Origin of the sequence: Enterococcus sp., assembly GCF_032555305.1 — a bacterium.
GTDB lineage: Bacteria > Bacillota > Bacilli > Lactobacillales > Enterococcaceae > Enterococcus_A.
The window spans coordinates 23,478-41,974 of sequence record NZ_JAWGOQ010000014.1; the positions used below are offsets into that span (position 1 = coordinate 23,478).

Consider the following 18,497-nt stretch of genomic DNA (forward strand, 5'->3'; position numbering starts at 1 on the left):
GCTCTTTATGACTCCTTATATTAAAAAAAAGACTCACCCCGATGGTAATCGAAGTGAGAACAATCACTTAAACGTGAAGTAAAGATTTTATTTTGAGCAACTGAAGCTGTTACATTCATCAAGCTTTATAGGATAAAGGCAATCACCACAAAGAAATAAGTCCAACGGATATCTTTTTTACAAAGAATAAACAAGCATCCAGCAACCAATGAGAAGAAAATCGTATACAGTCCTCCACTGAATCCCTGCAGCAGAAAATGAATCAGACCCCAAGTAATTGCCAGCAATAAACCGCCGCTAGGGAAATTTTCAGATAAGCCAAATTGAGCTTCAAAAAATTTCTGACCGAAAGCGATAACTAACACAATCAAACTGCATTCGGCAAAATAGTAAAGTGTACGAAAGAATAATGCAGCGACACTTTTATTTAGCTCTCCATAGAATTCGACTACAGGTTTGAACCCGCCAAAACCTATTGTAGAGACCACAATTACAGCAATTACTAGTCCAATGATTGGCAGCAGCTTATTTTTATCAAGCCGGCTAGAATTACTGAAAACATCGAAATTGAAACGGTTCTTGGCGTAATGGACTAAGATAAGCGAAACACTGGACCATAAAATCGCTGTTATTGCGGCATTCAACGCCAAACTCAGTCCACCCGTGACCATCCCAAGTATCAACTCCAAACTAAACCCTGCAAAAGCATATAGTGCCAACCACAGAAAATCGATCGGCATAATCTTTTTTTCATTTTCCAATATTTGTCCTCCATATTCCTTTTTTAATCAGTTTATCAAGTAGTAATGGAAAAAGCATCAAAATTATGAAACCTGCTATTTGTGGTTGATGTGAAATTCAGGTAGTCTTTTTGTTTAAGTCATTCGCTTCTTTCCGTAATCATTATTTATCATAAATCTTTATCATTTCCTTATATTTGTTTTCCATTTCTACTGATGAGTAAAAAAGCGAATGCCTCTATTACTTTCAATTTGAGAGTAATAAGGGCGTTCGCTTTTTGATTATAAATTTTAAATATTCTTCTATCTTAATTTCCTTTCATATCTAGGAAGGAATAATCCCGCACGTCGAAACGATTGCGACTGCGTGAATATTCGATCGGATCGCCATTCTGCTGATAGGCGATTTGTCGAATCTCCAACACAGGATCATCAATGGCACAATCGAGGTATTTTTGATCGTATTCTGAGCTTTTATCTGCGCGAATCGTCCGGTAAGCTCCTGTGATTTTGATGCCAAGCTCATTTTTTATATATTGGTAGATGGAGGATTCAATGATTTCTTTTTTTAGATTTGGTACTGCTTGAATCGGCATATAAGTATGTTCAAGGATAAATGGCTGATCATCTAGCACTCTAAGTCGGATGATTTTATAGACCGGCTCCTCTTCAGAAATGTGCAGCTTCTCTTGAATCGATTCATCAGGGAACTCGACATTGAATTCGATCACCTGACTCTCCAGTTTTCTATTCGCTTTTTCCATCTCGGTACTTAGTCCTTCATAGTAAGAAAGGAAGGAGGTATCTTTTGTCAAAAAAGGGTGGTGCAGCACGGTCGTTCCTACGCCTTTTTTTGAAGACAATAGCCCTTCTAATGTCAAAATTTCTAAGGCTTTTTGTACAGTCATGCGGCTGACTGAGAATTCTTTGACTAACTCAATTTGTTTTGGCAGTAGAGAACCGGGCGGATAAGTTTCACTTTTGATACGATTCCTTAGGGTATTTGCGATTTCTTCGTATTTTGGCAACGTCATCACCTCAATATGATTATATCTAAGTTTATATGTCTATACAATGACTAAAAAAGTTAAGACAAACTTTTTATGGTTTGTCTTAACTTCCTGGCTGATTTATTCAATGTCAAAACTTTGTTGACGATCAAGTATGCGTAAGAATGGGTACCAAATGAAACCGACAATAATGAAATCAAGTACTTGTAATGCGCCGCCCAACCAAGAGTTCGTCGCTAAGATACCGCTGGCAACGATGGGCACTGTCCAGGGAACGGATACACCAGTTGGTGCAGGAACAATACCCGCAGCCATGACTAAGTAATTAAAAGTAGTGACAACTAATGGTGCTAAAACCCAAGGGATCAAGATTGTCGCATTCAATACGATCGGCAGCCCGAAGATAGCTGGCTCGTTAACATTAAAAATTCCGGGAGCCAAGGCTAAACGACCGACATCGCGGTATTGCTTTTTCTTCAAGATAAAGGCCATGATGATCACGACAGCCAAGGTCATACCAGATCCGCCTAAACCAACCGTAAATGTTTCCATGAATGGCTTCGTAATAATGTGCGGCAAAGCATCTCCGGCTTTATAAGCTTCTAAATTATCCAGCATCAGCGTATTCCAAATCGGATCCATTACTGAATTGACAATGATTTGTCCATGAAGTCCGAAGAACCACAGAAACTGAACTAAGAAAAGTGCTAATAATGTGGCTGGCAAGCTGCTGCCAAGACCAGTCAAAGGTTTTTGAATAACTTCATAGATGACATCGTGCAGGTTTGCGTGGAACACACCAGTCATGACGGCGTTAACAATCAGGAATACAGTCAAAGTCACAACAGCGGGAATTAAAGCCGCAAAGGATTTTGTCACTGCTGGCGGAACACCGTCAGGCATTTTGATTTGCCAACCTCGTTTAGTCACGCGACAATAGATTTCTGCTGCCAGAAAGGCTGCCAGCATACCAATAAACATTCCTTTTGCACCAAGTCGGTCTAAAGACAGGATACCGCTGATCTGTTCACCATTTTCCAGTGTCATCGCGAAAGGTGTTAAAATCAAAAAACTCGCAAATGAAACTGCCCCGCCAAAAATTCCTTCTACTTCATAAGATTCAGATAAATAATAGCCAATCCCGAAGGTAACAAATACAGACATGATGCTCATCGTAGCATTTTGACCATTACCAAAAAGCTCAGTCAGCATACCCTTGGTACCATCATTGAAAAAAGGTAGATTATTAATAACAACAACAATTGAACCAAACATGGTCAGCGGAAATGACAGCATGAATGCATCTCTAAGTACAGTCAAGTAACGATTTTGTCCTAGCTTATTCGCTAAGGGCATGATTTTTTCCGCCAGTTTATCCATAAACCCATTCATTTTATTCACCTCTAAATTTTTTATGTAATCGATTACAGCTATAATTTATCATGATTTTTCTTGTATGTCTAGTCATATATTTAAAAATGATTGATTTTTATTTTGCGATTGTTTATGATGAGAGGGAACGAAGGTCATTAATGCCGAAAAAGTAAATTGGAGGAGAAAGAATATGAAGTACACATTTCCAAAAGATTTTTGGTGGGGGTCGTCAGCGAGTGGACCGCAAACAGAAGGAAGATTTGAAGGTGATGGTAAGGGAGAGAATATCTGGGATTATTGGTACGATTTAGAACCTAAAAAATTTTTTGATCAAGTCGGACCGGATAAAACCTCTCGAGTATATGAAAAGTATCAAGAGGATGTTCAATTAATGAAGCAGATCGGTCATAATTCATTTCGTACATCGATACAATGGAGTCGATTGATTCCCGATGGAACGGGTGCAGTCAATCAAGCAGCGGTGAATTTTTATAATCAATATATTGATGAATTGATCGCAAATGGAATTGAGCCATTCCTAAACCTGTATCATTTCGATATGCCAATGACTTTACAAGAAAAGGGTGGGTGGACCAATCGTGAGACGGTTGATGCGTATGTTTCTTATGCAAAGACCTGCTTTGAGCTGTTTGGTGATCGCGTAAAAAAATGGTTTACCCACAATGAACCGATCGTTCCAGTGGAGGGCGGTTATCTTTACCACTTTCACTATCCGAATCATGTCATTATGGAAGAAGCGGTAATGGTGGGGTATCATGAAAATTTGGCTAGTGCTAAAGCAATCAAGACCTATCATGACATGGATCTTGGTGGAGAGATCGGGATTATTTTGAATTTAACCCCTAGTTATCCAAGAGACGAAAATAATCCAGCTGATGTAAAAGCGGCTCAAATGGCAGATGCCTTTTTCAATCGCTCATTTTTAGATCCAGCAGTAAAGGGAGAGTTTCCCGAAGAATTAGTAGCAGTAGTGAAAGAGTTAGGAATCGGACCTGAGATTGAAGCTGGGGATTTGGAGCTGATCAAAAATAATACGGTCGACTTATTGGGAATCAACTATTATCAGCCGCGGCGAATCAAAGCAAAGGAAACGCCAATTGATCCAAGTCATGGACCGATGCCGGATGATTATTTTGACTACTACGATTTGCCAGGTAAGAAGATCAATCCTTATCGCGGCTGGGAAATTTATGAAAAAGGTATTTATGACCTCTTGACGAACGTACGGGAAAACTATGGCAACATTCGCTGCTTTATCTCGGAAAACGGGATGGGAGTGGAAGGTGAAGAGCGCTATATCAATGAAAATGGTCAAATCGATGATGATTATCGGATTAAATTTGTGACGGATCATTTGAAATACGTTCATCAGGCGATTCAAGAGGGAACGAACTGCCTAGGCTATCATATGTGGACCTGTATGGATAACTGGTCTTGGACAAACGCTTATAAGAATCGTTATGGCTTCATTTCAGTTGATATCAAGAACAACGGTAAGCGGACGATCAAAAAATCTGGGCACTGGTTTAAAACGGTGGCCGACAATAATGGTTTTACTGATTAAATTAAGAGGACGCAAACATTTGACCGTGTTTGCGTCCATTTTTATGTCAGATAAATATAAAGAAAGCATTTCCCAAGTTATAGAGGACATGCAGCAGTACTGCCCCCCAGATGCAATTAGATTTTCGATAGGCAAGTGAGCAAGTAAAATGAAGTGTTACCAATAAAATCAAATGCGGTATCGAGATGGCATTAAGCGGTGAACCGCCCATCCATTTAACTGGATAATGTGTGAGAACAAAAAGGATAGCCGTGACAATCGAATCAAGCAGTCTGTTACTGATCATTCCTTGTAGCCTCGTTTCAATGTATCCTCGATAAATAATTTCTTCTGCAAAGGCACTTATGAAAAAGAGACTGATCATGACCAAATTAATCGGTCCAAAAATCATTTTTTTGCCATCATTAAAAAGATAACTTACACCGAAATAGAAGACTAGCTGAAGGCAGAGAAAAACAAATCCCCAAAACATTCCCTGCTTAAAGGTTTTTAACTGCAGCCCAATGCTAGCAGCATTTTCTTTGAAGACTTTCAAAAAAAAGACTAAAGCAATGATATCGAAAAATGGAAAGACGAAGTTGACGCTTCCAATCAGAGCTGAGGGCAGGTCGCTCATTAATGCGAACCCGTGCAAAAAGGCCAATAGGAATACGATCAGAAAAAGGAATAGGGCACTGAAGCCTTGTTTCTTTGAATAAATCGTGGGCTGATCAATCATTGCAAGCCTCCTTTGTTTTTCTTTAAGTATAGCAAAACAGAGATGTGATGAGAGAATAATCTTATGATAATGTGAATATAGAAGAATTTATTGATTGAGGTGGAAAAAATGGATATGTATGCTAAGGCATTAGAAATTGCAATGAAGGCCCATAAAGGTCAAGTAGATAAAGCGGGTGTTGAGTACATTGAGCACCCAAAATATGTAGCAAGCTTAGTTTCGACAGAAGAGGAAAAAACAGTAGCATTACTTCACGATGTAATTGAAGATTCAGAATACAGACTCGCTGATCTAGATGCGGCAGGCTTTTCTGAAAATATTTTGATAGCCGTAGCATTATTGACTAAAATTCCGGGTAGTTCCTATCAAATTTATCTAGAGGGGATTAAATCGAATAAACTGGCATGTAGGGTTAAGTTAGCTGATTTAAAACATAATAGCGATCTAGCTAGGATCTCGAATCCAACAGAAAAGGATTATGAACGACTTGAAAAATACAAGCAAGCAATCGATTATTTGAAAAATTAATGAAAACAAATTAATGACCGATGGCGCAATCTATACTATAATATGAGAAACTATCAATAGATTTCTAATCTAAAAAGCATTATTCTAAGTATATTTATGGAAATGAGTGAGACGATGATCGATACGGAAGTCAAAGAGTTAGAAGAACTAGTCACTACGATGCGTCGCGAATTGCATCAGATTCCCGAGTTGGGTTTAGAGGAAAGGCAAACAGCAGCGTATATTCGCAAAAAGTTGGCAACCTTTGGTGTCACGGAGACATATGAAGTTATCGAGACAGGTACGATTGCAGTCTTACGAGGGAATAAACCAGGTAAAACGTTAGCCTTTCGTTCAGACATCGATGCTTTGCCGGTAGTGGAGCAGACGGATTATGATTTTGCTTCAAAAACACCAGGTAAAATGCATGCATGCGGACATGATGGACACATGTCCACGCTACTGGGGTTCATCGCTTATTTACATAAACATCCTGAGAAAATTCAAGGAACGCTGGTCTTTGTCTTCCAGCCGGCTGAAGAAGGGCCTGGCGGAGCAGAATTGATTATGAAGACAGGAATTTTGCAAAAACTAGGTGTGGAAGAGATTGTCGGATTGCATGTTTTTCCTGATTTACCTGCTGGGAAGATTTCTTGTCGTCCTGGCCCGATGATGGCGCGAAATGCGGAAGTAACCATCACTATCAAAGGAGTCAGTACGCATGGTGCGCAGCCCCAGCTTGGCGAAGATGCGATTGTTGCTGCGGGCGGTGTGATATCTGGCTTGAACAGTATCTTAGCGCGAAATATCAGTCCACTAGATAATGTCGTGTTAACATTTGGGACAATCCATGGCGGCGAAGCGATGAACATTGTGGCTAAGGAAGTCGTTTTACATGGAACGATGCGGGCTTTTGACGATAAGGTATACGATGAAGTCGTTCGAAGGACAGAGCTATTAGCTGGAGAAATTGCTAAGGGCTATGGCTGTGAGGCGGTCGTTGATTTCAATCATATGTATCGCGTCGTTGATAATGATCCGAAAATGGTGAAGACGTTGGAAAAAGTTGCGGCTGATTATTATGTCGAAACACCCCCGTATTTGATTGCGGAAGATTTTTCGATGTATCAGCAGGAGATTCCCGGGATGTTTTTCTTCTTAGGGATTCGTGACGAGGAAAAGGGCTACACCTATCCGTTACATAGCGGAAAGATGAAATTTGATGAGGTGAATCTGCTATTAGGGATTCAAACCTATGTGAACTTGATTGCAGGATTAAATGAACATTAATTTGAGGGGGCTTACGATGGAATTTGAAACAAAAAATGGACACTTGATGTGGGATGGCTGCGATACCGTTGCTTTGGCAGAAGAATTCGGAACACCGTTATATGTTTTTTCGCAGACATTAATAGAAGAAAAATGCCAAGAGTTGAAACGAGATTTTGTAGATAAATATGAGAATGTACGAGTGGCGTTTGCCAGTAAGGCTTTTTCAACTTTAGCAATGCTGAAAATTATTGAAAATCAAGGCTTTTCATTAGATGTTGTTTCTGATGGGGAATTGTATACAGCGATTAAAGGCGATTTTCCCGCTGAACACATTGAGATGAATGGCAATAATAAATCCATTGAAGAGCTGGAAATGGCGATTGATTACGGCGTGGGACGAATCATTGTCGATAGTTTACAGGAAGTCGATTTGATTGCAGCGATTGCGAAGGAAAAACAAAAAGTCGTGGATATTTTGTTCCGCATCACACCGGAAGTCAATGTTCAGACCCATTCGTTTATTTCGACAGGGCAAAAGGACTCCAAGTTTGGGATTCCCATCGATGAAGCGATTTTATTCCCGCAAATCAAAAATGCCATTGATACACCTGAAGTGAACTTTTTAGGCTTCCATTTCCATGTCGGCAGCCAACTATTTGATAATAGTGCCCATTTGGCCGCGGTTGGAATTGCTTTGGACTTAGTGAAAATGGTGAAAGAACGGCTTGATTATTCAATTAAAGAATTGAATTTCGGCGGCGGCTTTGGAGTTCGATACACGGATGCAGATCAGCCAAAACCATTTAGCTATTTTACAGATGCGATGATGGAAAAGGTTTTAGCTTTTTGTGAGCAAGAAAACTTCCCTCAGCCGGCAGTTGTCATTGAGCCGGGGCGTAGCATCGTAGCCGAGGCGGGTATCAGCCTGCACAAGATCGGTGCGATCAAAGAACTCCCAGGCCTGAGAAAATATGTCAGTATTGATGGCGGAATGACCGATAATATTCGTCCAGGTCTTTATGGAGCGGAGTACACTGGAATTTTAGCGAATAAAGCAGATGCTGCAGCCGTTGAAAAAGTGACTGTTTCCGGTAAAGCCTGTGAAAGTACCGATATTTTAGTGAAAGATATTGAACTGCCAACGGTTGAAGCTGGCGATATTTTCGCTACTTTTTCAACCGGAGCATATGGCTATTCAATGGCGAATAATTATAATAAACTAGCGATTCCAGCAGTTGTTTTGACGAAAGCGGGACAAGCAGGAGTCATCGTGAAAAGACAAACGTTGGATCAAATTATTCAAAATGAAGAAGTTCCAGAATTTTTGAACTAGAAACTCATGAAATGAGGCGGATGGATGGAAATCCCTTTTTATAAAATGCAAGGCGCTGGAAATGATTTTATTTTGATCGACAATCAAAAGTTAAACTTTTCTAGTGGCCAACTAACAAAATTTGCGGCACGTGTTTGTACTCGACGCGTCTCCGTTGGTGCCGATACACTGATCGCAGTTGAAGCTGCGCGAGGAACTGGTGATTTCTATGCCCGCTTTTTCAATGCGGACGGTTCCGAAGCCGAAATGTGTGGAAACGGTGCTCGCTGTGTCGCGCGTTGGGCTTTTGAGACTGGTATTGCGCAAGAAAAAATGATTATTGAAACGATTGCCGGTGATGTGCCGGCAGAACGATTAGATAGACGAACGTATCGGGTACAACTTAACTCGCCAACTGTTTTTGAAGCAGACAAAATCCTTCAGGTTGATGGGAAAGAAGTGATCGTGGATTATGTCGAGCTAGGTGATCCGGGAATTCCTCATTTAGTTGTTCATATCCCTGATCTGGCAATGACTGAATTAGAGACGATCTTTGACTTTGCCAGAAAGCTGAGAAATCATCCAGCATTTGATAAGGGTGCGAACGTGAATTTTTACGATATTTTAGCTGATCAAACCGTCGTGGAGCGTACTTACGAACGTGGTGTTGAGGACTTCACGTTAGCTTGCGGAACTGGTACTGGTTCAACAGCTTATGCGCTGACTAAAAAAGGCTTGGTCAAAACTGATCCGGTCGTGATCGAAGTTTTAGGTGGAGAGCTTCAAGTGAACGTGGTGGATGAGGAGCTTTACTTGATCGGTGATACGAATATTGTCGTTAGTGGTACGATTTTGGATGAAGATTTAGCATAATTAGAAGATGACCGAACTTTGGTCATCTTTTTTGCGAGACGAAAATAAACTCTTTTCGCGAGTTATGGACAATGTTTTATTTGTTTTATTGACTAACAAGAAAGCTGGAGGAAAATAAATAGGTGTTAGATGGTTAATTGCATTTCTTTATTTTATGCTAGATTGGTTTATCCCAGGAGTGGGACTTCCGGGGAAATTGTTTGCTTTAAAACAATTCGTCGTACCAATATTCTTGATTCTTGTGATCATTCTGTTTGGGAAAACACTGATTGAGGAGTTTAAAAAACTTAAATGGAAGGAAATTCTACTTGTTATTGCAGTGGCGATGGTCCTGATTGTTATAAATAATCTGTTGTTTAGTGTAGAAAGTGGAACGAATGCAGAAAAAAGTGTTTCATGGCTATATCTATTATCCGCGGTGACTTACGGTCCGTTTTTTGAAGAAATGATTTTCCGTTACTGTATCATCCCACTTTCTGGGAGCAACCTAAGCAAAGGGATAACGATAATTATTTCAGCGGCATTTTTCTCCGTTGTTCATGGGTTTAGTTTTAGTTTGAGTCATTTTGTTTTTGGTTTAATTCTTGGTATCACTTATTTATTAAAAAAGAACATCTGGTATCCAATCATTGTTCACTATATCAACAATCTGATTGCAGTAGGAATTCTTCTAATTTATCTGCCTTAGATCCTTCTTCATTGACGAGGAAAATTGTAAAGCTTATCATTAAGGGAATACGATTTTCTAGGAGGCTGACATGAAGAAATTTAAGAAAATGGTGGCGATCGAGCCGACCAAATTACTGCCTGAATGGGACGGAAAGCTTAAGAAGCTAGCGGAAGAAGCGATCTTCTATGAAGATATTCCGACCGATTCAGCTACGATCATTGAGCGAATCGGCGATGCTGATTGCGTGATGTTGAGTTTCACGAGTTTCATCGACAAAGAAGTGATTGATGCTTGTCCGAATATTCGATACATCGGGATCTGTGCTAGCTTGTATGCGCCAGAGAATGCCAACGTGGATATTCTGCACGCAGAGAAAAAAGGCATCGTTGTAACAGGTGTTCGCGATTATGGCGATGAAGGTGTTAAAGAATATGCTATCAGTGAGCTGGTTCGCCTGCTGCAGGGACGCGGTCCTGCGATGTGGAAGGATGAACCGATGGAACTTACCGACGTTAAAGTGGGAATCGTTGGTATGGGGACAGTTGGCAGTTTATTAGCACGAACGATGAATTTCTTTGGCATGGATGTTCATTATTACAGCCGGACACGCAAACCAGAAATTGAAAAAGAGTTAGGGATGAGCTATTTAGCTTTTGACGATTTATTGGAAAATGTCGATATTCTTATTACTTGTTTGAACAAGAATGTGGTTTTATTAGACGAGGCAGCATTTCAAAAATTCGGCAATGGGAAAATCTTGATGAACGTGTCGATCGCGCCGTCTCATGAAGTTCCAGCGTTAAAACAGTGGTTATCACAGCCAGGAAATTATGCCTTCAGTGATACGGAAGCAGGATTAGGGGAAGAGGTTATTGGCTTGCCAAATATCTTTACGGGAAAGACCAATGCTGGCCTAACTTCGATGGCAAAGGTTCGCTTAGCGCAAAAAGTGATTGAAAATATCGAAAAATTTCAAGAAATCAACTAAGCTTTACTGATCAATGACATTCTTCAGAGACTTAAACGTGATCGTTTGAGTCTTTTTTTGTGTTTATTTCAACTCTATGTAAAGAAACATCACGTGAATTGTATCTTTTTCAAAATTATTTTAATCTCATGTTAGGTAATATTACATTAGTTATTGAAATCTAATTCAAAACTCGCTATGATTATAAAAAGTATTTGTTTTGCTGCTTGTTTTGAAAAGAAATGGGGAAAAGATATGGAATATCAATACTTAGTTCAGGTAGAAACAATTGTTGGGGAAATGACCGAAGAAACGTTCAATACACATCGAGACGCACTTTGCTATGCAACAAACTATGGGAAAGTCAAGATGAGTAAAGTCTTCAGGTCAGGCGAGATGCTGCATGAGTTTAACTATTAGCATTGATTTCTGGGGATTAATCATGGAAGTTGTTTAAAAAGGTCTTCGTCATTTTTAAAGACGAAGACCTTTTTTACGTGATTGAATGAAATTGCCGGCGACAAAGATCAGAATTCCCAGCCAGATAAAAGCAAAGGCAATAAACTGGGGTAATGCGTAAGGCTCATGAAACAAGAATATCGCCATTGCCAACATGATCGTCGGATTAACATATTGGATGAAACCAACCGTGATGTAAGATAGTTTTTTTACAGCTATCGCAAACAGCAATAAGGGTATGGCCGTCACTATTCCAGCCCCCATCAGTAGCAAATTGGTGTTCAATGAGTAATTCATGAAACCGGTCGGCGAAAAGAAAAATAAATAGATCAAACCGAATGGTGCGATAATCAATGTTTCTAAGGTGATACTCGTTGCTGAACTCAACTGCAGTTGTTTTTTAGTTAGGCCGTATAAACAAAAGCTAGTCGCTAGAAAAATCGAATTAAAGGGAAAAACGCCCGTTTGGATCGTTAATAATACTACGCCGGTCAAGGCAGAAAAACTAGCGAGCTTGGCTTGTTTTGATAAGGGTTCTTTTAAATAGATCGCCCCAGCTAGCACATTCAGTAGTGGATTGATGTAATAGCCTAAACTTGCCTGTTGAACTTGTCCAATTGAAACTGTGTAAATAAAAATTCCCCAATTTAGAGAGATGAAAATCGCCGCGATAATAATGGCTATCGTATTTCGACGGCTTTTCAATAATTCTTTGACTTCTTGAACAAAAATAGGGACTTTGCGCAAAACGATCAAATAGAGCGACATAAAAAGCAAAGACCAAATAATGCGATAGAACAAAAGATCAACGGCACCAACGTTTCCTAATAATTTCCAGTAAAGCGGCAGGATGCCCCAAATAATATATGCACTAAACCCATAAACTAACCCAGAATCTTTTTTCATTGGAACCTCCTTAAATGAATCGTGTTTTATCATTTTAACACAAACAATTAGGAGAATTTTTGAAAAATAGAGAATTACCTAGAAAAGAATACGGCTTAAATAAAGGGCATTTTAAAGAGAATAAGAAAATTAGCGTTTTTGAGCTTCTTTGATTGCTTTAAAAGCATTGATCCCGAAAGATATCAGAAAGAAAAAGCTTGCCACTTTAAGGATCATGCCATCTTGAAAAGCAAAGAAAAGCGAGACGAAGAAATAGGAAATAGCGATATAGGTGTACATGTTATTGAACTTTTTCAGGTTCATTCTGACCACCTCTTTAGGGGAGTATAGTCTTTTGACTGTTTTACGTCAAAATAGAAGTTCAGAGCCCTGTCTCATTCGTGACGAACAAGACAGGGCTCTGATTAGTGTAGCATTTTTCAAATACGTTCAACTAAAGGATATTTCTGCAAGTAAGTTATCGAAAAACGAAAACAAATATTTTCTGACAAAGAAGAATACTCTGATTCCAATATATGAACTACTCAAAATCATGACTAGCAGAGAGCTTCTCTGATCCATCGTAAATGAATCCACGATTCCTTCAAAAGACCCGAAGGCAAGTGAATCCGACAAAAACTTTCCAAACGTAAGGTTAGCTGAGAAAAAACCAAACAAAAGTAAAGCGAAAGAGACGTAAACAGCTTGGAGGGCAAACTCTAGGCTGATCCATTCAGTGGTTTCACCGATAAAACTCATGATTTGAAAAGAGGAACGCTGATCATTAGCCAACTGAAAAAACAGTCGGCGAATTGTGTTAATCGTATTGATAATAAAAAGACAAGCAATAACGAAAGAAATAAACTTAAGTACCGTTAGCAACATCCCAGCAGGAGAGATGATTTCAGTTAACCCAATTGCGCCCATCTTCACCGCTTCATTGACGGCATATTCATGACTATGAGCCCAAAAAACTGCTGAGATTTAAAAAGAAGAATGATAGAAATGAAAGAATCAAAATAAGGACGCAGGATAACCCGATCCCGGAAGTTCGAATCAGATTCTTGCTAGAGTTTTGGATTAGATAGTATGCTTTAATCATTTTTCTCTCAGATCTGTTTAATTGAAGTCACGTTTAAAATATTTTGAGGTGTTACCAATCTGCTAGGTACAATGTTGGGTAGGCGAAAAATGATCTATCCATAAAACACCGTACAGAAGGTGAAGAGAGAAATGCTTTATGAGCGTTAAGAAATCTAAGGAGAAACTTTACGAATGGCAAGTGGATGCTCGAAATACTTTTCAAAACGAAAGCACTTGAGAGTCAGGTTAGTTTTCTGGTTTGTAATATTTAGCAGATTTCACGACTGATCGTAGAACGTATACAAGAAATAGAAAAGAGGGCACAGTGAAGAGCAGAATTACTGCTGATCGGCTAAGGTCATTATTTGATATCATATAGAGAAAACCTGCCATAAACAAAATATAAATTCCGCCAGCGAAGGTGCATCTGCTAGTCGACTGACTGATCGCTTTGAAATCAACGGTCAGTTTTTGTTTTTCAGTCAAATCGTTATAGCCAGCTATCAACGAGCCCCATTTTTGATGGGCGAACTGATAGCTGCAAATAAAGCACAGAGCAGCCAGAAAAACCAAAAAACTGTATATGAAAAAATCAAGCATGGTCCTTTGCTCCTTTTTGAAAGTTTCGTCTCTTAGGCAATCCATTTCATAAGTAATTCAATTTCATTTGTTTCTATATCATTTTCTTTTTTAAGAATCGTAAAGCCTTGTCTTAAATAGAACTGAACGGCACGCTGATTTTTTTGATACACATTTAGTGTCAGCGTGAAATTTTCCGATTTTACAAAATCTAGTAGCTGAGTGCCGATCCCCAGTGATCGATAGTTCTTCAAAACAAAGATTCCAGCAATATACTCGTTAATCAAGCCAAGAAAGCCGACGATTTTACCATTGTGGAAATAGGCATAAATCTTGGCAGTTGGAAGCATTTCTTTGACGTTTTGGTAGTTCATCAGCCAATAGTTCTTATCAATAAAATCGTGCGTCTCCAAGTTACTCTCTAACCAGATAGCAGCGATGGATTCTAAGTCCTCATCTGTCATTGTTTCAATCAATTGAATCATTTTAAAACCCCATTTTTTGTTTTATGTATAGCTATTGTCAGGTTAATTTTTTGTGTCTGATTTGAAGAGCGGTTCATCCGTGTTTGAATAATAGTCTTCATTTAACTTTTCCTCGGAGTTCACACCGAATAAGGAAACCAACATGGGACTGAATCCTAGAAGGCCGAGTAGAATTGCTAGTGGGATGTATAGGCGTTTTTTTGTGAGAGGTGATTGTTTGTTAGACATGAGACCACTCCTTTTCCTCAATTGTAGACTAGAGGTATTTCGAAGGCAAAGTTTTTTGCAAAATTGAAACAAAAAATGCCTCTACCCAAATGGATAGAGACATTCGTTGATTTTAAGGATTATCAGATCTTAGTAGTTCCGCTGCCGATATGAGCAACGTAAAAGTCTGGGGCATAGCCTACGACTTTCATGTATTCGTCATAAACATTGTTTTTGAAGGTTGGAATATTTTCTTCCTTCACTACAGCGATAGCACAGCCCCCGAAGCCGGCACCAGTCATGCGAGCGCCAAGTACACCATCTTGCGCTTGCGCAGCATCAACTAAGGTATCCAGTTCGATCCCGGTTACTTCATAATCATGACGAAGTGAATAGTGAGAGGCATTCAGAAGTTTTCCGAAGGCTTCCAATTTGCCTTTTTCCAACTCTGCTTTGGCTTCCAATGTTCGTTGATTTTCGGTCACGGCATGACGAGCACGACGAATCAAGGTATCGTCACCGATCAGATCGATGTTTGCTTCGAAGGTTGCTTCATCCAGGTCACCCAATGCGTTAATATCTAATTTCTTTTGTAGGCGGGCAAGAGCTTCTTCGCATTCGCTGCGGCGTTCGTTGTATTTGGAATCTGCTAATTCACGGCGTTTGTTGGTATTCATGATAACCACTGCATAGCCATCAAGCTTCACAGGCACCATTTCGTATTTCAAGGTATTGGTATCTAACAGGATCGCTTGATCGACATCGCCAAAACCAATCGCGAATTGATCCATGATACCGGAATTTACCCCGATAAATTCATTTTCGACCTTTTGTCCGGTTTGAACAAGCTCTAAACGCGTTGTGTTTAGGTCAAATAAATCTTCTAAAACCACGCCCACTAATAATTCCAATGACGCACTGCTGGAAAGTCCCGCGCCATTTGGAATCGTGCCTTCAACTAGTAATTCAAAACCGTGATCAATGGTATGGCCAGCTTCCTTTAATTTTAAGACCATGCCTTTTGCATAGTTGGCCCAGTTATCATTTTTATCGTATGCTAATTCATTGATATCAAAGGTGATTACACCAATATCTTCAAAGTTCGTTGAGTAAACCAGCACTTTGCTGTCTTCGCGAGGCGCAGCGACCCCGTTTGTTCCATAAGTGATAGAAGCAGGGAAGACATGTCCGCCATTGTAGTCGGTATGTTCACCGATTAAGTTGATCCGACCAGGAGAAAAATATTGCGTCGTTTCCTTTGGTCCAAAAATTTCAGCAAATTTTGTGTTTAGTTCACGTTTGATTTCCATTTAGTTCGCTTCTTTCAAATTTATTTTATATTCCGTGGTTGTCTCGAATGTTTCATTGGCAGGCAGTTTGATCGAGCCAAACGCTGGAAATTGCTCCGCGCCGGGGGCGATTTGTGTTTCAAAGGTAATCCCACCATGATGGGCTAATCTGTCACCGTGGATCACTGGACCATCTTCGCCAAAATTCGCGGTAAAGATCACGACACTGGATGAATCTGTTAAGACTGTCAGTTCGATATTTCCATCCGGACTAGTTAGTCTTGCTGCTGGAGTATTTAAATCTTTTTCCTTCAAAAAGAATGGATGATCAAGTCCGTTACATTGATTCTTTTGTTCAAAGTCAGTTTGAAATACTTCGGCTAAAGTTTTTTCAGTTTGAAAATCAAAAGGTGTTCCAGCACTATTCACGATTTCACCAGTAGGAATCGTGTCTGGTTTAAGGGCAGCAAAAGTATTGCTATTCAGCCACAGTTTGTGTTCATCAATTGCTTCAGTCACGTCTCCGCTCAAATTAAAATAGACATGATTGGTTGGATTAAACAAGGTTGTTTGGTCGCTGATTCCTTTGGTAGTGACACGCCAAGTATTGTCCTGCGTTAAGGTGTGACGGACTTCAATCTTCAGCTCTCCTGGGAAACCGTGCTCACCATCTGGGCTGGTCAATGTAAAAATGACCGACGCTTCTTCGTCGCCGTTTTCAATCGTGTAGTCCCATTTCTTCGTTTCAAAACCAGGTTTTCCACCATGAAGGGAGTGACCCGTTTCAGGATCAATCGTCACTTGGTACTCTTGACCATCAAGTGTGAAACGACCATTTTCAATTCGACCAGCAGTTCGACCGATCGAAGCACCGATGAAGGCATCTTTTTCCAAGTATTCCTCGGCAGAATCGAACCCTAGGACCAATTCTTTGTCACGACCTAGACTGACGATACGCGCACCTAAGTCTGAAACAGATAAATGGAAACCGGATTCATTTTTAATTGTGATCATTTTGTAGTCTGTGCCAAAATCGTTTTCTGTAATTTGCATATAAAAACCTCGCTTTTTGTAATGGGATATTTTTCTTTTCCTAATAAGTTTAGCGATTAATTGATGAAGTGACAAGGACTTCAAGCTTTTCCCATGGCCTGAGTTAAATTTAACAAGAAATCGCTTACTTTTAAACGTGCTTTTGTGAGGACTATTTAACTTTTTGTTGCATTTTGATCTAAAAATATAAAAAAAGACCAACTAATCAGTTGATCTTTACAAAGAGACACTCTTTTCTATATTAAGTAAGAGTAGTTTAATCGAAAAGCTGAGAAAAGAGTAATACTTATAGAAATTGGCAAAAATCAACGCCAAAATTTTGTGTAGTCTGCTTTGTCCTCTAAGTTAAATGCGATCATGTCTTTTATGAGTATATAATTGATTTCTTCTGTCCATTTAATGCGAAAGATATTGTTGGTATGACTATAACCAATCTCTTCAATGGTAGGCAAAAACTTATTAAGACAAGCGACTTCAGGTGAAACTGAAAGGTGTTTTTGAGCCGAACTGAAACCAATGATAAACGTCCCGTGATGAGTAAACATCGGTTCATTCCAAGCGATTCGGGTATCTAAATCAGGGAATTCTGTTAAAATCCATTGGAATAGATCCCGTAATTTATTTCTTCGCTCTTCATTTTCAATTTTCTTGAAATAATCTTCAAAAGTGTCCATCATTTTGCTCCTTTTCTTTTTAGTATAACAGTAAGAAAAGGAAAGTTAGAGAAAAAAAGATCGGTTAGCGCGGAGGTCTCGTGACTTAGCAATAGTTTCTAATGCTGCAACAACACCAAAAGGATCGAACTAAAATCAAATAATACATGGATGATCCAGCTGGTCCAGATTGAATTGCTTTTGATCGCTGCGTGGTTAAAAATTAGCCGTGCGACACCTTGAATTAAGAGAATATGAAGCAAGGTATGCAGAACGTTTCCATCATTATAAGTTGAGTAATGAATCAAACCGAAAATAATCGCGGAAAAAAGACTGGCGATCGGTAATGAAAATTTACTAGAGAAAATACTCAAGAAATATATCGAAAACAATTCTTCTCCTAAAAGCATGACGGGAAGAATCAATAGTAGCAGCCAACTCGGCTGGTCGTTTACTGGGTTGCTTTGCAGATGCCATTTCAATCCGTAAGTTAAAAACAATGAAACAGCCAAACTTACGACCCAATTCAGCAGAAAGTAACCAATAATTGTCTTAATTGGACGGATCGGTTTACCGAAAATGGCACGAACAGATGCCTTTTTGTAAACGATCGTTAATGCAATCAAGCCAGTGACAGCTAACGAAAAAATTCCTAGGTAAGCTGTTCCTGAAAGTAAAAGAAATAAACCAATTAGTAGAATGACTGTAGCAATGATTGTCTTTTTGAATGAAATAGGTTTGTTTAGTATTTTATCCATAATGCTGCTCCTCACGTT

22 protein-coding genes are annotated in these 18,497 nt (G+C 39.4%); 8 read left to right on the forward strand and 14 right to left on the reverse strand.

Features of this window, described 5'->3' with window-relative positions; all coding sequences use genetic code 11:
* Positions 1-125 precede the first annotated feature (125 nt).
* The 3 genes from E6139_RS11605 to celB form a co-directional block, all read right to left on the reverse strand.
* Entirely contained in the window at positions 126-761 is a 636-nt protein-coding gene (locus E6139_RS11605; protein WP_316403231.1) for a hypothetical protein, read from the reverse strand.
* A 287-nt stretch (positions 762-1,048) separates the two neighbouring features.
* Entirely contained in the window at positions 1,049-1,768 is a 720-nt protein-coding gene (locus E6139_RS11610; protein WP_316403232.1) for a GntR family transcriptional regulator, read from the reverse strand.
* Between the two features lie 102 nt (positions 1,769-1,870).
* On the reverse strand, positions 1,871-3,142 hold the full coding sequence (gene celB / locus E6139_RS11615) for a PTS cellobiose transporter subunit IIC (protein ID WP_316403233.1): 1,272 nt from the start codon (positions 3,140-3,142) through the stop codon (positions 1,871-1,873).
* A 172-nt stretch (positions 3,143-3,314) separates the two neighbouring features.
* Between celB and E6139_RS11620 the strand changes: the two genes are divergently transcribed.
* Complete coding sequence (locus tag E6139_RS11620) at positions 3,315-4,709, forward strand: glycoside hydrolase family 1 protein (RefSeq protein WP_316403234.1); 1,395 nt, start codon at positions 3,315-3,317, stop codon at positions 4,707-4,709.
* A 46-nt stretch (positions 4,710-4,755) separates the two neighbouring features.
* Here the strand turns inward: E6139_RS11620 and E6139_RS11625 are convergent, their stop codons facing one another.
* Positions 4,756-5,427 (reverse strand): CPBP family intramembrane glutamic endopeptidase, encoded by a 672-nt coding sequence (locus E6139_RS11625; RefSeq protein ID WP_316403235.1) that lies wholly within the window; start codon positions 5,425-5,427, stop codon positions 4,756-4,758.
* Positions 5,428-5,535: 108 nt separating this feature from the next.
* Here E6139_RS11625 and E6139_RS11630 point away from each other — a divergent pair, with 108 nt between their 5' ends.
* The 7 genes from E6139_RS11630 to E6139_RS11660 all read left to right on the forward strand — a co-directional run bounded on the left by E6139_RS11630 (position 5,536) and on the right by E6139_RS11660 (position 11,448).
* On the forward strand, positions 5,536-5,955 hold the full coding sequence (locus tag E6139_RS11630) for a GTP pyrophosphokinase (protein WP_410470524.1): 420 nt from the start codon (positions 5,536-5,538) through the stop codon (positions 5,953-5,955).
* 114 nt (positions 5,956-6,069) lie between these two features.
* A complete protein-coding gene (locus E6139_RS11635) occupies positions 6,070-7,224 on the forward strand; it encodes a M20 family metallopeptidase (protein ID WP_316403236.1) in 1,155 nt (384 codons plus the stop codon).
* 16 nt (positions 7,225-7,240) lie between these two features.
* Positions 7,241-8,539, forward strand: a complete 1,299-nt coding sequence (lysA, locus tag E6139_RS11640; RefSeq protein WP_316403237.1) for a diaminopimelate decarboxylase — start codon at positions 7,241-7,243, stop codon at positions 8,537-8,539.
* A 24-nt stretch (positions 8,540-8,563) separates the two neighbouring features.
* Positions 8,564-9,391, forward strand: a complete 828-nt coding sequence (gene dapF / locus E6139_RS11645) for a diaminopimelate epimerase (protein WP_316403238.1) — start codon at positions 8,564-8,566, stop codon at positions 9,389-9,391.
* Positions 9,392-9,545: 154 nt separating this feature from the next.
* The gene (locus E6139_RS11650; RefSeq protein ID WP_316403239.1) at positions 9,546-10,079 is read left to right on the forward strand and encodes a CPBP family intramembrane glutamic endopeptidase; all 534 of its coding nucleotides are present in this window, start codon (positions 9,546-9,548) and stop codon (positions 10,077-10,079) included.
* 70 nt (positions 10,080-10,149) lie between these two features.
* The gene (locus E6139_RS11655) at positions 10,150-11,049 is read left to right on the forward strand and encodes an NAD(P)-dependent oxidoreductase (RefSeq protein ID WP_316403240.1); all 900 of its coding nucleotides are present in this window, start codon (positions 10,150-10,152) and stop codon (positions 11,047-11,049) included.
* A gap of 234 nt (positions 11,050-11,283) precedes the next feature.
* Complete coding sequence (locus E6139_RS11660; RefSeq protein ID WP_316403241.1) at positions 11,284-11,448, forward strand: hypothetical protein; 165 nt, start codon at positions 11,284-11,286, stop codon at positions 11,446-11,448.
* 54 nt (positions 11,449-11,502) lie between these two features.
* On the opposite strand, the gene rarD is transcribed toward E6139_RS11660, so the two are convergent.
* The 10 genes from rarD to E6139_RS11710 form a co-directional block, all read right to left on the reverse strand.
* Positions 11,503-12,393 carry an EamA family transporter RarD gene (gene rarD, locus E6139_RS11665; RefSeq protein ID WP_316403242.1) on the reverse strand — a complete coding sequence of 297 codons (891 nt, stop codon included), beginning with the start codon at positions 12,391-12,393 and terminating at the stop codon, positions 11,503-11,505.
* Positions 12,394-12,522: 129 nt separating this feature from the next.
* Positions 12,523-12,696, reverse strand: a complete 174-nt coding sequence (locus tag E6139_RS11670; protein WP_316403243.1) for a hypothetical protein — start codon at positions 12,694-12,696, stop codon at positions 12,523-12,525.
* Positions 12,697-12,822: 126 nt separating this feature from the next.
* A complete protein-coding gene (locus E6139_RS11675; RefSeq protein WP_316403244.1) occupies positions 12,823-13,299 on the reverse strand; it encodes a hypothetical protein in 477 nt (158 codons plus the stop codon).
* Positions 13,300-13,701: 402 nt separating this feature from the next.
* Complete coding sequence (locus tag E6139_RS11680) at positions 13,702-14,055, reverse strand: DUF3784 domain-containing protein (RefSeq protein ID WP_316403245.1); 354 nt, start codon at positions 14,053-14,055, stop codon at positions 13,702-13,704.
* Between the two features lie 32 nt (positions 14,056-14,087).
* The gene (locus E6139_RS11685; protein WP_316403246.1) at positions 14,088-14,519 is read right to left on the reverse strand and encodes a GNAT family N-acetyltransferase; all 432 of its coding nucleotides are present in this window, start codon (positions 14,517-14,519) and stop codon (positions 14,088-14,090) included.
* A 42-nt stretch (positions 14,520-14,561) separates the two neighbouring features.
* Positions 14,562-14,747, reverse strand: a complete 186-nt coding sequence (locus E6139_RS11690; protein WP_316403247.1) for a hypothetical protein — start codon at positions 14,745-14,747, stop codon at positions 14,562-14,564.
* A 122-nt stretch (positions 14,748-14,869) separates the two neighbouring features.
* Positions 14,870-16,036, reverse strand: coding sequence for a galactokinase (locus E6139_RS11695; RefSeq protein WP_316403248.1), 1,167 nt, complete (start codon positions 16,034-16,036; stop codon positions 14,870-14,872).
* On the reverse strand, positions 16,037-17,068 hold the full coding sequence (locus tag E6139_RS11700) for an aldose epimerase family protein (RefSeq protein ID WP_316403249.1): 1,032 nt from the start codon (positions 17,066-17,068) through the stop codon (positions 16,037-16,039). It lies immediately after the preceding gene.
* Between the two features lie 305 nt (positions 17,069-17,373).
* A complete protein-coding gene (locus E6139_RS11705) occupies positions 17,374-17,742 on the reverse strand; it encodes an iron chaperone (RefSeq protein WP_316403250.1) in 369 nt (122 codons plus the stop codon).
* A 98-nt stretch (positions 17,743-17,840) separates the two neighbouring features.
* Entirely contained in the window at positions 17,841-18,479 is a 639-nt protein-coding gene (locus E6139_RS11710; RefSeq protein ID WP_316403251.1) for a CPBP family intramembrane glutamic endopeptidase, read from the reverse strand.
* Positions 18,480-18,497: the final 18 nt, after the last annotated feature.